Source organism: Mycobacterium marinum (genome assembly GCF_003391395.1).
Classification (GTDB): Bacteria; Actinomycetota; Actinomycetes; order Mycobacteriales; family Mycobacteriaceae; genus Mycobacterium; species Mycobacterium marinum.
The window spans coordinates 5,850,159-5,863,266 of record NZ_CP024190.1 but is presented as its reverse complement, the minus strand read 5'-3'; the positions used below and the strand labels follow the sequence as shown (position 1 = coordinate 5,863,266).

At 65.0% G+C, this 13,108-nt stretch carries 12 protein-coding genes; 9 read left to right on the top strand and 3 right to left on the bottom strand.

Annotated features, from left to right (window positions below):
* Positions 1-42: 42 nt before the first annotated feature.
* The 3 genes from fadD17 to CCUG20998_RS24835 form a co-directional block, all read right to left on the bottom strand.
* Complete coding sequence (fadD17, locus tag CCUG20998_RS24845) at positions 43-1,554, bottom strand: long-chain-fatty-acid--CoA ligase FadD17 (RefSeq protein ID WP_020730677.1); 1,512 nt, start codon at positions 1,552-1,554, stop codon at positions 43-45.
* A gap of 62 nt (positions 1,555-1,616) precedes the next feature.
* Complete coding sequence (locus tag CCUG20998_RS24840) at positions 1,617-2,714, bottom strand: acyl-CoA dehydrogenase family protein (protein ID WP_020730678.1); 1,098 nt, start codon at positions 2,712-2,714, stop codon at positions 1,617-1,619.
* A gap of 30 nt (positions 2,715-2,744) precedes the next feature.
* Complete coding sequence (locus tag CCUG20998_RS24835; protein ID WP_015357358.1) at positions 2,745-3,923, bottom strand: acyl-CoA dehydrogenase; 1,179 nt, start codon at positions 3,921-3,923, stop codon at positions 2,745-2,747.
* A 224-nt stretch (positions 3,924-4,147) separates the two neighbouring features.
* Between CCUG20998_RS24835 and CCUG20998_RS24830 the strand changes: the two genes are divergently transcribed.
* The 9 genes from CCUG20998_RS24830 to CCUG20998_RS24790 all read left to right on the top strand — a co-directional run bounded on the left by CCUG20998_RS24830 (position 4,148) and on the right by CCUG20998_RS24790 (position 13,098).
* Positions 4,148-4,339, top strand: coding sequence for a ferredoxin (locus CCUG20998_RS24830; protein WP_036427093.1), 192 nt, complete (start codon positions 4,148-4,150; stop codon positions 4,337-4,339).
* 70 nt (positions 4,340-4,409) lie between these two features.
* Positions 4,410-5,321 (top strand): 3-oxoacyl-ACP reductase, encoded by a 912-nt coding sequence (locus tag CCUG20998_RS24825; RefSeq protein ID WP_036456694.1) that lies wholly within the window; start codon positions 4,410-4,412, stop codon positions 5,319-5,321.
* Positions 5,322-5,557: 236 nt separating this feature from the next.
* A complete protein-coding gene (locus tag CCUG20998_RS24820; RefSeq protein WP_015357355.1) occupies positions 5,558-6,322 on the top strand; it encodes an MlaE family ABC transporter permease in 765 nt (254 codons plus the stop codon).
* 34 nt (positions 6,323-6,356) lie between these two features.
* Positions 6,357-7,199 carry an MlaE family ABC transporter permease gene (locus CCUG20998_RS24815; RefSeq protein ID WP_012396512.1) on the top strand — a complete coding sequence of 281 codons (843 nt, stop codon included), beginning with the start codon at positions 6,357-6,359 and terminating at the stop codon, positions 7,197-7,199.
* 15 nt (positions 7,200-7,214) lie between these two features.
* Positions 7,215-8,417, top strand: coding sequence for a virulence factor Mce family protein (locus tag CCUG20998_RS24810; RefSeq protein WP_020730680.1), 1,203 nt, complete (start codon positions 7,215-7,217; stop codon positions 8,415-8,417).
* Positions 8,417-9,469 (top strand): MCE family protein, encoded by a 1,053-nt coding sequence (locus CCUG20998_RS24805; protein WP_012396510.1) that lies wholly within the window; start codon positions 8,417-8,419, stop codon positions 9,467-9,469. The genes CCUG20998_RS24810 and CCUG20998_RS24805 overlap by 1 nt, the downstream gene beginning before the upstream one ends.
* Positions 9,459-10,520 (top strand): virulence factor Mce family protein, encoded by a 1,062-nt coding sequence (locus tag CCUG20998_RS24800; protein WP_020730681.1) that lies wholly within the window; start codon positions 9,459-9,461, stop codon positions 10,518-10,520. Before CCUG20998_RS24805 ends, CCUG20998_RS24800 begins: the two co-directional genes overlap by 11 nt.
* Positions 10,517-11,950, top strand: coding sequence for a virulence factor Mce family protein (locus tag CCUG20998_RS24795; protein WP_116269151.1), 1,434 nt, complete (start codon positions 10,517-10,519; stop codon positions 11,948-11,950). Before CCUG20998_RS24800 ends, CCUG20998_RS24795 begins: the two co-directional genes overlap by 4 nt.
* Positions 11,947-13,098, top strand: coding sequence for a virulence factor Mce family protein (locus CCUG20998_RS24790; RefSeq protein ID WP_020730682.1), 1,152 nt, complete (start codon positions 11,947-11,949; stop codon positions 13,096-13,098). The genes CCUG20998_RS24795 and CCUG20998_RS24790 overlap by 4 nt, the downstream gene beginning before the upstream one ends.
* Positions 13,099-13,108 lie beyond the last annotated feature (10 nt).

Here is a 13,108-nt window from a genome sequence, read left to right as displayed (position 1 = left end):
GCGAAATTCATTGAGTGTTTTTCACCGAAGATCAGGCTTCGGCTAGGACTGGTCGCGGATGGACCAAACCGGATCGCCACAGTCGACACCGTCGGCCGCGAGCTGGCGTTTGAGCACCTTGAACGTCTCGGTTCGGGGCAGCGCCGAACAGATCCGGACGTAGGACGGCCACTGCTTGGGGCCGAGGTCGGATTGACCGGCCAGGAATGCGCGGAACTTGTCGACATCGAACTTCGCACCGGGGGTGAGCACCATCGCCGCCATCACTTGGTCTCCGACCACCGGATCGGGTATCGCGTAGACCGCAACTTCGATGGCGTCGGGATAACGCAGCAGTACCCGCTCGATCGGTGCGGTTCCGAGGTTTTCACCATCGACCCGCATCCAATCGCCTAGGCGGCCAGCGAAGTACGCGTAGCCGGCCGCATCACGGTAGGCGAGGTCGCCGCTGTGGTAGACGCCGCCCGACATCCGCTGCGCCGAGGCGGCCTCGTCGTTGTAGTAGCCCTCGAACCGGCCCGGCCCCGCGGTGTTCACCAGCTCCCCGACGGCTCCCACCGGACACTGCTGGCCCGTCTCGGGGTCGACAATCTCGATGTTCTCCGGCAGCGGGCCCAACGAGCCCGCCGGGGTATCGGGGGTTCGCGCGATGGCTACACCCCCCTCGGTGGAACCGAAGCCGTCCTGGACGACGCAGCCGAAGCGACATCCGAAACGCTCGATATCGCCGGGTACACCTTCGTTGCCGTAGACGGCTCGCAACGGGTTGTCCGCGTCATCGGGTCGTTCGGGTGTGGCCAGCACATACGACAACGGCTTGCCCACGTAGTTCGCGTAGGTGGCGCCGTAGCGGCGCACGTCGGAAAGAAACTGCGAAGCGGAGAACTTGCGCCGCAACGCCATTGATCCCTGGCATGCCACCGCCACCGCCCATCCCACCAGGACCGCGTTGGAGTGGAACAACGGCATCGACACATAACAGACGTCGTCGCGCCCCAGGCCGAAGCGCTGCGTCATGGTCACGCCCGCGATCGCGACCTTGCTGTGGCTGCACTTGACCGCCTTGGGATCACCGCTGGTGCCGGAGGTGTAGATGAGCATGAAAAGATCATCCGGTGCGGCATTTTGAAAGCTGATATCCGAATTACGATGCGCATCAACCACTTCCGCCCACTCGGCTGAGTCGACGTTGACGTGCTCGATGTCGTCCAGGGTGCTCGCCGATGCCGTGTCGGCGAGCACCATCTGGCAGTCGGCGTGTTCGATGTCGCGGGCAAGTGCCGCGCCGCGGCGTACCGGATTGAGGCCTACCGGAATGATTCCGGACATTCCGGCTGCGGCCAGCATCGCCGAGAAGAACGGCGTGTTCTGCAGCAACACGCCGACATGCGGCGGGCGAGTGGGGTCAAGACGCTCACGCAGCGCCGCGGCGATCGCGGCGCCGTGCCCGATGTGGTCTGCCCAGCTGGTGAAGGAGTCTTCGAAATAGATTCCCCGGTCTCCGATTTCGGCGAGCGGGACCAGCAGCTGGGGGACGGTGGGGTCCGCGCTCAATTCAGCCCCTTCGTTGGTCTCGACGAGCGTGAAGCTGCGGCCGCGCCCAGCGCCGTCGCCTCCTACGCTGGAGTCTCCGCCAGTTCACGGCCGATTTGGCGAAGCGCTGTGGTGGCCCCGCCCAGAGCGAACTCGGCCTCCTTGGCGGCCAGGAAGTAACGGTGCACCGGATGATCGGTGTCGACACCGACCCCGCCGTGCACATGCACGATGGTGTGCGCGACACGGTGGCCGGCCTCAGCCGCCCAGAAGCCCGCCGATGCCACATCGATCTCAGCGGGCAGGTCCTCCGATACCCGCCAAGCGGCCTGGGTCAGTGTCAGTCGCAATCCCTTGACGTCGATATAGCCGTCGGCCAGGCGCTGTCCCACCGCCTGGAAACTGCCGATCGGGCGGTCGAACTGCTCGCGGGTACGCGCGTATTCGGCGGTCATCTGGAGTCCGCGTTCGAGCACCCCGAGCTGAAATGCGCTGCGGCCCAGGGCATTAATGGTGCGCAGCCAGGCGGTGACATCGGATCCGCCGATCCCGCGTGCGGCATCCACCTCCGTGCCGTCCAGGGCCAGATGGCCGACGCTGCCCAGGCCGGTGGTCTGCAACGCGGTGACGCTGACCCCGGGGTCATCGGCGGCAACCAGGAAAACAACGGTGCCGGAATCGGTTTCGGCGGGAACAAGAAAGGCGTCTGCGACCGGACCGTAGCCCACCTGAGTGCGGGTGCCGGTGAGGCGGAAGCCCGCGCCGGACCGCGCGGCCTGGACCGGTCCGTCGCCCATCTCCGCGTCAAGGGCCACGGCAAGGATCTTCTCGCCGCCGACCGCCGCGGCACCCCAGCTCTGCTGCAGTTCTTCGGAGCCGAACCGGGCCAGCGCGCCAGCGGCCAAAACCACCGACTCGAGGTAGGGCACGGCGGCTAGCTGATGCCCGAGCGCGACCAGGATCGCAACCTGCTCAAGCACCCCGAAACCGTCGCCGCCCACCTGGGTGGCGGCGGCACTGGACAGGATGTCGCTGTCGATCAGCTTGCGCCACAGCTCGCGGTCGAATCGGTGCTCCAGCCCGTCGAGCTGGCGCTGGTGCTCGGGCGTGCACACCGCGTCCACGATGGTGTCGACCAGACCGCCAAGATCCTGAGCCGCTTCAGTCGTCGAGAAGTCCATAGAAGTCCGTCCTCTGAGAATGTGTGAAAGTCAGCGGTTGGCCCGGGGCAGTCCCAGGGCGACCATGCCGATGATGTCGCGCTGGACTTCGTTGGTGCCGCCGCCGAAGGTCAGGATCAGACACGCCCGGTGCATCCGCTCGACGCGCCCGCGAAGCAACGCGCCGGGGGAGTCCTGACGCAGGGTGGCCGCGGTGCCCAGCACCTCCATGAGCAGCCGGTAGGCCTCGGTGGCCAGCTCGGTGCCGAACACCTTGGCGGCCGATGCGTCCGCCGGTGACGGGGCGGCGTCGTTCGAGGCCAGCTCCCAGTTGATCAGCTTGAGCACCTCGACCTTGGCGTGCACCCGGGCCAGGTTCAGCTGCACCCACTCCGAGTCGATGAGACGGGCGCCGCCGGCATCCTTGGTGTTTTGCGCCCATTCGCGGACTTCCCGCAGGGCCATGGATATCGGTGCCGACGAGACCAGGGCCACCCGCTCGTGGTTGAGCTGGTTGGTCACCAGTTTCCAGCCCGCGTTCTCCTCACCGATCAGGTTGGTCACCGGCACCCGCACGTCGGTGTAGTAGGTCGCACTGGTGTCGGGTCCGGCCATGGTGTGCACCGGTGTCCACGAGAAGCCTTCGGCGGTCGTGGGAACGACCAGCATGGAGATGCCGCGGTGTTTCTTGGCCTCCGGGTTGGTGCGCACCGCCAGCCAGACCCAGTCCGCGTAGGCGATCAGGCTGGTCCACATCTTCTGGCCGTTGATCACATAGTCGTCGCCGTCGCGAACCGCCGTGGTTCGCAGGTTGGCCAGGTCGGTGCCCGCGCCCGGCTCGGAGTAGCCGATGGAGAAGTGCAGATCCCCGGCGGCGATCTTGGGGAGGAAGAACTTCTTCTGCTCGTCGGTGCCGAAGGCCATGATGGTCGGCGCCACGCTGTTGATCGTCAGGAACGGCACCGGGGCACCGGCGATGGCCGCCTCGTCGGTGAAGATCAGCGAGTCCATCGGCGAGCGATCCTGGCCGCCGTATTCCTTCGGCCAGTTCAGGGTGAGCCACCCGTCCTTGCCCATCTGGGCAACCGTCTCGCGGTAGACGTTGCCGGTGCCGTATTCGCCCTGGACCGAACTCAGCGCCTCGCGGCGCTCCGGCGTCATCAGGGTGGTGAAATACGACCGCAGTTCGCGGCGCAGCTCCTCCTGCTCGGGTGTGTAACTGATGCGCATTCCTGCCGCCTCCGGTCAACCGATTGGGTTGGGTAACCGGCCATGACAGGCATCTCCACACCTGCCGACGCGCAGCCAACGGCTACCCATGCGTTACCCCGGTTGTAACACGTTCTAGTCTGGGAATCCAGCGACCGTTTCGTCAGCGGTGCGGTCGTCCTAGGGTGGTGCTACACAATGATCACTGGCTGGCCCAGGTTCTGGGCAAGATCAAGGAGGGCGCCGTGCGAGTGATAGTCGACCGTGACCGGTGCGAAGGCAACGCCGTGTGCCTGGGGATTGCTCCGGATATCTTCGACTTGGACGACGACGACTATGCGGTCGTCAAGACAGATCCCATTCCCCCCGACCAGGAGGCTCTGGCCGAGCAAGCGATCGCTGAATGCCCGCGTGCGGCCCTGTTGCGTGAGGATTAGGCCAGTAGCCCGCTGTGCCCGGCATGTCGTAACCGCCATGGCGTAACCGGAAACTAGAGGTATTCATAAATTGACTAGCAGCACGAACGTGACCGATCTGTCCGGAAGGGTCGCGGTGGTCACCGGCGCGGCCGCGGGACTGGGCCGTGCCGAGGCGGTCGGCCTGGCCCGGCTCGGCGCCACCGTGGTGGTCAACGACATCGACTCGGCCTTGGACGCCTCTGACGTCATTGATGAGATCAGCGCCGTCGGTGCCAAGGCGATCGCGGTGGCCGGCGACATCAGCCAGCGCGCCACCGCCGATGAACTGATTGCCACCGCCGATGGGCTGGGCGGGCTCGATGTCGTGGTCAACAACGCCGGCATCACCCGCGACCGGATGCTGTTCAACATGACCGACGAGGACTGGGACCAGGTCATCGCGGTGCACCTGCGCGGCCACTTCCTGCTGACCCGCAATGCGGCAACCTATTGGCGCCAGAAAGCCAAGGCGGCCGGGGGCTCGATATTTGGGCGGCTGGTCAACACCTCATCGGAAGCGGGGCTGGTCGGTCCCGTCGGGCAGGCCAACTACGGCGCCGCCAAGGCCGGCATCACCGCACTCACCCTGTCCGCGGCGCGGGCGTTGGGCCGTTACGGCGTATGCGCCAACGCGATCTGTCCGCGGGCCCGCACCGCCATGACCGCCGACGTCTTCGGGGCGGCGCCCGACGTGGCGGCGGGCGAGATCGACCCGTTGTCGCCGGAACACGTGGTGACTCTGGTGCAGTTCCTGGCGTCCCCGGCGGCCGCGGCGGTCAACGGGCAGCTGTTCATCGTCTACGGTCCGCAGGTGACGCTGGTGGCGGCGCCGACGGCGGAGCACAAGTTCAGTGCGAACGGCCCGGCCTGGGAGCCCGGCCAGCTAACCGACACATTGCACGATTATTTTGCTGGGCGAAACCCCGAACACAACTTTTCCGCTAGCTCGCTGATGGCTTGAGCAGGAATAAGTGGACTTTGCCCGGGGCCTGCCATCGGCTAGGGCCGGTGGCGGACTTACCCGCGCGGCAACGCAACTGACCAGCAAGATTGATCGTGATTATACGAGTATCCGTTCATTGACATGCCCAAGTCGTTCTGAGTTAGTATGAGCCGGCTCACACGAAGGCAGGTGCGGACCCTGGGCTGGCTCTTGGGAAACACTGGCGTCGTCGCCGACTGGGACGGGGGACCAAGTTGATTCAACAACTTGCGGTTCCAGCCCGGGCGGTCGGCGGGTTTTTCGAGATGTCCATCGACACCGCGCGCGCCGCCTTCCGGCGGCCGTTTCAATTCCGGGAGTTCCTCGACCAGACGTGGATGGTGGCCCGGGTATCACTGGTGCCCACGCTGCTGGTCTCCATTCCGTTCACGGTGCTGGTGGCATTCACCCTGAACATCTTGTTGCGCGAGATCGGTGCCGCCGACCTTTCGGGGGCCGGGACCGCGTTTGGCACCATCACCCAGCTGGGGCCGGTGGTCACCGTGCTGGTGGTGGCGGGTGCCGGCGCCACCGCGATCTGTGCGGATCTGGGTGCTCGCACCATCCGCGAGGAGATCGATGCGATGCGGGTGCTGGGCATCGACCCCATCCAACGCTTGGTGGTGCCCCGGGTCCTGGCTTCCACTGTGGTTGCGCTGCTGCTCAACGGCTTGGTGTGCGCGATCGGCCTGTCGGGTGGCTACGCGTTCTCGGTCTTTCTGCAGGGCGTCAACCCCGGTGCGTTCATCAACGGTCTGACCGTGCTGACCGGGCTGCGCGAGTTGATCCTCGCCGAGATCAAGGCCCTGCTGTTCGGGGTGATGGCAGGTCTGGTCGGCTGCTATCGCGGCCTGACCGTCAAAGGTGGGCCCAAAGGCGTGGGCAATGCGGTCAACGAGACCGTGGTCTACGCGTTCATCTGCCTATTCGTGATCAACGTGGTGATGACCGCTATCGGCGTGAGAATCTCGGCCCGGTAACAAATGACCGATAGCAAGCGATGGTGATGAGGCGATGAGCTATGACGTCACTATCCGCTTTCACCGGTTCATGTCGAGGCTGGTTCGGCCGGTCGACAACTTTGGCGAGCAGGCGCTGTTCTACGGCGAAACCGTGCGCTACATCCCCAACGCGATCACGCGCTACCGCAAGGAAACGATCCGACTGGTAGCCGAGATGACGCTGGGCGCGGGGGCCCTGGTCATGATCGGTGGGACCGTCGGAGTGGCGGCCTTTCTGACCCTGGCGTCCGGCGGCGTCATCGCCGTGCAGGGCTACTCATCGCTGGGCGACATCGGTATCGAGGCGTTGACCGGCTTCCTGTCGGCGTTCCTGAACGTGCGTGTCGTCGCTCCGGTGATCGCCGGTATCGCACTGGCGGCCACCATCGGCGCCGGTGCCACCGCGCAGCTTGGCGCGATGCGGGTGTCCGAGGAGATCGATGCCGTCGAGTGCATGGCGGTCCACTCGGTCTCCTACCTGGTGTCGACGCGGTTGATCGCCGGGTTGGTCGCGATCATTCCGCTGTACTCGCTTGCGGTGCTGGCGGCCTTTTTCGCCGCCCGCTTCACCACGGTTTTCATCAACGGACAGTCCGCGGGACTCTATGACCACTATTTCAATACCTTCCTGATTCCATCCGATCTGCTGTGGTCATTTCTGCAAGCCATCGTGATGGCGATCGCGGTAATGCTGGTGCATACGTACTACGGCTACAACGCCAGCGGCGGCTCGGTGGGGGTCGGGATCGCCGTCGGTCAGGCGGTGCGTACCTCGCTGATTGTCGTCGTAGTCATTACCCTTTTCATTTCGCTCGCCGTTTACGGAGCGTCCGGCAATTTCAACCTCTCTGGATAAGGACTCGATAGGGCTATGGCAGGCGGCGGATCGCGACGCACCTCCGCGCGGGTGGCGGCAGCGCTGCTGGCTAGCTTGTTGGTGGCGGGCATCGCCCTGACCTACCTGTCCTACACCTCGGCCTTCACTCCGACCGACACCGTGGTCGTCTCCTCGCCACGGGCCGGGCTGGTGATGGAGAAGGGCGCCAAGGTCAAATACCGCGGAATCCAGGTGGGCACGGTCGAGGACATCTACTACAGCGGCGATCAGGCACGGCTGAAGCTGGCCATCCGAAGCGCCGAGATGCACTTCATCCCGTCGAACGCGACGGTCCACATCGCCGGAAACACCATTTTCGGCGCCAAGTCGGTGGAGTTCATCCCGCCCAAGACGCCGTCGCCGACCTCGCTGCACCCCAATGCGAAGGTGACGGCCTCCGAGGTTCAGCTCGAGGTCAACACCCTGTTCCAGTCGCTGATAGATCTGCTGCACAAGATCGACCCGGTCGAGTTGAACGGAACGCTCAGCGCGCTGTCGGAGGGGCTGCGTGGTCACGGCGACGACTTGGGTGCGCTGCTGTCCGGCCTGAATACGCTTACCCGCCAAGCCAATCCGAAATTGCCGACGCTGCAGGAGGACTTCCGCAAGGCGGCGATCGTGACCAACACCTACGCCGACGCGGCGCCCGACCTCAACACCGTGTTCGACAGCCTCCCGACGATCAACAAGACGGTCGTGGACAAGCAGAACGACCTGGACACCACGCTGCTGGCCACCATCGGTCTGGCCAACAACGGTTACGAGACGCTGGCGCCGGCCGAGCAAGATTTCATCGCCGCCATCAACCGGTTGCGGGCCCCGGTGAAGGTGGCGCATGACTACTCGCCGGAATTCGGCTGCCTGTTCAAAGGCATCGGGCGCGGAATCAAGGAATTCGCCCCGTTGATCGGCGTCCGCAAGGCCGGCCTGTTCACCTCGTCGAGCTTCGTGTTGGGCTCGCCCTCCTACACCTACCCGGAGAGCCTGCCGATCGTGAACGCCTCGGGCGGTCCGAATTGCCGTGGCCTGCCCGATATTCCGACCAAGCAGACCGGCGGGTCGTTCTACCGGGCACCCTTTCTGGTCACCGACAACGCCAACATCCCTTACGAGCCGTTCACCGAGGTACAGGTCGACGCGCCCTCGACACTGCAATTCTTGTTCCACGGCACCTTTGCGGAACGGGACGACTTCTGATGGCGTCCGGGGGTATGCCGTCGCACCGGTCGATGGTGATCAAGGTCAGCGTCTTCGGGGTGGTCATGTTGGTGGTGGCCGCCGCTTTGGTCGTGGTATTCGGGGATTTTCGCTTTGGGCCCACCAACGTCTACCACGCGACGTTCACCAACGCGTCGCGCCTCAAGGCGGGCCAGAAGGTCCGAATCGCGGGGGTGCCGGTCGGTTCGGTCAAGGCCGTCGACCTCAACCCGGACAACACGATCGACGTGGCATTCGCGATCGACAGGGCGTACACGATGTACTCGTCGACGCGGGCGGTGATCCGATACGAAAACCTGGTTGGTGACCGGTATCTGGAGATCACCTCGGGGCCCGGCGAGCTGCGCAAGCTGCCCCCGGGCGGCACCATCAACGCCGAGCACACCCAACCCGCGCTGGATCTGGACGCATTGCTGGGCGGGTTGCGCCCGGTGCTCAAGGGCCTGGACGCCGACAAGGTCAACACCGTCACCGGCGCCGTCATCGAGTTGCTGCAGGGCCAGGGCGGGGCGCTGGCCAACGTGCTCGCCGATACCAGCGCCTTCTCGACCGCGCTGGCCCGACGTGACCAGCTCATCGGCGACACGATCACCAACCTCAACTCGGTGCTGGCCACCGTCGACCAGCGCAGCGCACAGTTTTCGGCCAGCGTCGACCAGCTGCAGCAGCTGATCACCGGGCTGGCCGAGAACAAGGACGTCATCGCGGGAGCCATCCCGCCGCTGGCATCGACGACGACGGACCTCACGGAGCTGCTGAAGAATTCGCGCCGGCCGTTGCAGGGGCTGTTGGAAAACGCGCGGCCGCTGGCCACCGAACTCGACAACCGCAAGGACGAGGTCAACAACGACGTCGAGCAGCTGGGCGAGGACTACCTGAGGTTGGCCGCCCTCGGCTCGTACGGGGCGTTCTTCAACATCTACTTCTGCACGGTGACAATCAAGATCAACGGTCCGGCCGGCAGTGACATCCTGATCCCGATGGGCGGCCAGCCCGATCCCAGCAAGGGGAGGTGCGCTTTTGCCAAGTAGCAAACACGACCGCGACCCGCTTCGCACCGGCATCTTCGGTGTGGTGCTGGTGATCTGCGTGGTGCTCATCGCATTCGGCTACAGCGGACTGCCGTTCCTGCCGCAGGGCAAGACCTACAACGCGTACTTCTCCGACGCCGGCGGCATCACTCCCGGAAACAACGTCTACGTTTCGGGCTTCAAGGTCGGCACCGTCTCGGATGTGAGTCTGGCCGGGGACGCCGCCAAGATCACCTTCAGCGTGGACCGCCACGTCGTGGTCGGCGACCAGTCACTGGCCGCGATCCGCACCGACACCATTCTCGGCGAGCGCTCCGTTGCGGTGACCCCCGCGGGCAGCGGGAATGCCACCACGATCCCGCTGAGCCGCACCACCACCCCCTACACGCTCAATGGCGCCCTGCAGGATCTGGGCGGCAGCGCGAGCAACCTGGACAAGCCGCAGTTCGAGCACGCGCTGCAGGTGCTCACCGAGACGTTGCACGACGCCACCCCGCAGCTGCGCGGTGCACTTGATGGCGTGACCGCGCTGTCGCGCACCCTCAACACCCGAGATGAGGCGCTGCAAGGCCTGCTGGCGCATGCCAAGACGGTGACCGGGGTGTTGTCCGAACGTGCCGCGCAGGTCAACAAGTTGATCGAGGACGGCAACCAGCTGTTCGCGGCCCTGGATGAGCGACGTTCTGCGCTCGGCGCGCTGATCTCCGGGATCGACGACGTTTCGGTCCAGCTTTCCGGGTTTGTCAACGACAACCGCAAAGAGTTCGGGCCGGCACTGAGCAAGCTGAACCTGGTCGTGAGCAACCTCAACGAGCGTCGCGACTACATCACCGAGGCGCTCAAGCGGCTGCCCGCCTATGCGACCACGCTGGGCGAAGTGGTGGGCTCCGGCCCGGGCTTCAACGTCAACGTCTACAGCGTGCTGCCTGCACCGATGGTGGCCATGGTGTTCGACACCGTGTTCCAGCCGGGCAAGCTGCCGGATAGCTTTGCCGACTACCTGCGCGGGCTGATTCAGGAGCGCTGGATCATCAGGCCGAAGTCACCATGATGAAGCAACGTCTCAGTAGTCGGGGTATGCGGACGGTCACCATCGTCGCGCTGGTTGCGGCGTTGGTCGGCGGCCTCTACGTGCTGTTCTCCGGGGGCGAGAGCGGCCGGAAAGTCGTCGCGTACCTCACCTCCGCCGTTGGCATCTACCCCGGGGACGAGGTTCGCATCCTCGGTGTGCCGGTCGGGCGGATCGACTCGATCGAGCCGCGGCCGGCCGACGTCAAGATCACGATGTCGGTGTCCAACGACGTCAAGATTCCGCGGGATGCCCAGGCGCTGATCGTTTCGCCGAACTTGGTGGCGGCGCGGTTCATTCAGCTCACCCCGGTTTACACCGGCGGAGCGGTGCTGCCCGACGGAGCGAGCATCGATCTGTCCCGCACCGCGATCCCGGTCGAATGGGACGAAGTCAAGGAATCGCTGACCCAACTGGCTGTCCAGCTCAGTCCGGCCGCCGGCGAACTTCAGGGCCCGCTGGGAGCGGCGATCAACCAGGCCGCAGACACCCTCAACGGCAACGGCGACTCGTTCCACAACGCGTTGCGGGAACTGTCGCAAGTGGCTGGACGCCTTGGTGATTCGCGCAACGACATCTTCAGCACGGTCAAGAATCTGCAGGTGCTGGTCGACGCGCTCTCGCAGAGCAACGAACAGATTGTGCAGTTCGCCGGCCATGTGGCCTCGGTGTCGCAGGTCCTCGCCGATAGCTCGCGCAACCTCGACAACACCTTGGGCACGCTCAACCAGGCGCTTTCGGACATCAAAGGGTTCCTGCGCGAAAACAACTCGACGCTGATCGAAACGGTCAACCAGCTCGGCGACCTCACCCAGACCCTCAGTGACCAGAGCGACAACATCGAGCAGGTGTTGCACGTGGCCGGTCCCGGTATCACCAACTTCTACAACATCTATGACCCCGCACAGGGCACCCTCAACGGGTTGCTTTCCATACCCAACTTCGCCAACCCGGTTCAGTTCATCTGCGGTGGTTCCTTTGACACCGCGGCCGGGAAATCGGCGCCCGACTACTACCGGCGCGCCGAACTGTGCCGGGAGCGGCTGGGTCCGGTGTTGCGCCGGCTCACGGCCAACTACCCGCCGTTCCTGTTCCACCCGCTCAACACCATCACCGCCTACAAGGGCCAGATCATCTATGACACCCCGGCCACTCAGGCCAAAGCCGAGACACCGGTTCCGGAGCTGACCTGGATCCCGGCTCACCCTGCACCGCAACCCGCGCCGGGGAACACCACCGATCTGCAGAGTCTGTTTGTTCCCCAAGCCCCCGGGCCCGCGCCCGGATCTCCGCCGGGTTATGGCCCCGCGCCCGGGCCTCCGCCCGCGCCGGCACCGGCCGGACCGGATGCCGGCCTGTCGAGCCCGGCGCCGGGGGCGCCACTGCCCGCCGAGCAGGGGGCCGGCGGATGAGCCGAATCTGGATACGCAGCAGCGTGTTTGTGGCGTTCAGTGCGCTGCTGGCTGGCTGTCAGTACGGCGGGCTGAATTCCCTGCCGATGCCCGGCACCGCCGGCCACGGTGGCGGTGCGTATTCGGTCACGGTGGAAATGCCGGACGTGGCGACGCTTCCGCAGAACTCACCGGTGATGGTCGACGAGGTCACCGTCGGCAGTGTCTCCGGCATCAATGCGGTGCAGCGACCTGACGGATCCTTCTATGCCGCGGTCAAATTGGCCTTGGACAAGAACGTGGTGCTGCCGGCCAACGCGACCGCGAAGGTCTCGCAGACGTCCCTGCTGGGGTCACTGCACATCGAACTGGCCGCACCGACCGACAAACCCGCCGAAGGCAGGCTCGCCGACGGGTCAAGGATCCCGGAATCGCACACCGGTCGATCTCCCACCACCGAGGAGGTCTTCTCGGCGCTGGGCGTGGTGGTGAACAAGGGCAATGTCGGCGCGCTAGAAGACATCACCGATGAGGTCTACCAGGCGGTCGCGGGCCGGCAAGGGCAGTTCGTCGACCTCGTGCCCAGGCTCGCGGAACTGACGGCGGGCCTCAACAAGCAAGTCGACGACATCATCGGTGCGGTGGACGGGCTCAACCGATTCTCCGCAATCCTGGCCAGGGACAAGGACAATCTAGGCCGCGCGCTGGACACCTTGCCCGACGCGCTTCGGGTGCTCAACAAGAATCGCGGCAACATCGTCGAGGCGTTCTCCTCGCTGAAGAGACTGGCCATGGTCACCTCGAACGTGCTGTCCAAGACCAAGGTGGATTTCGCCGAAGACCTCAAGGGCCTGTACTCGGTTGTCAAGGCGCTCAACGACAACCGCAAGGAGTTTGTCTCCTCATTGCAGCTGTTGCTGACGTTCCCGTTCCCCAACTTCGGGATCAAGCAGGCGGTGCGCGGCGACTACCTCAACGTGTTCACCACCTTTGACCTGACTTTGCGCCGGATCGGTGAAACGTTCTTCACCACCGCCTACTTCGACCCGAACATGGCGCACATGGACGAGATCGTGAACCCGCCCAACTTCTTGCTCGGCGAAATGGCCAACCTGTCCGGACAGGCGGCCGACCCGTTCAAGATTCCAGCCGGCACGGCGTCACAGTAGGGGCCGAGAC

Bases quoted from the DNA above. Each gene is read 5' to 3' on its own strand.
- CCUG20998_RS24840 (WP_020730678.1), bottom strand. From the start codon at position 2,714: ATGGACTTCTCGACGACTGAAGCGGCTCAGGATCTTGGCGGTCTGGTC.
- CCUG20998_RS24835 (WP_015357358.1), bottom strand. From the start codon at position 3,923: ATGCGCATCAGTTACACACCCGAGCAGGAGGAGCTGCGCCGCGAACTG.
- CCUG20998_RS24815 (WP_012396512.1), top strand. From the start codon at position 6,357: ATGAGCTATGACGTCACTATCCGCTTTCACCGGTTCATGTCGAGGCTG.
- CCUG20998_RS24810 (WP_020730680.1), top strand. From the start codon at position 7,215: ATGGCAGGCGGCGGATCGCGACGCACCTCCGCGCGGGTGGCGGCAGCG.
- CCUG20998_RS24805 (WP_012396510.1), top strand. From the start codon at position 8,417: ATGGCGTCCGGGGGTATGCCGTCGCACCGGTCGATGGTGATCAAGGTC.
- CCUG20998_RS24795 (WP_116269151.1), top strand. From the start codon at position 10,517: ATGATGAAGCAACGTCTCAGTAGTCGGGGTATGCGGACGGTCACCATC.
- CCUG20998_RS24790 (WP_020730682.1), top strand. From the start codon at position 11,947: ATGAGCCGAATCTGGATACGCAGCAGCGTGTTTGTGGCGTTCAGTGCG.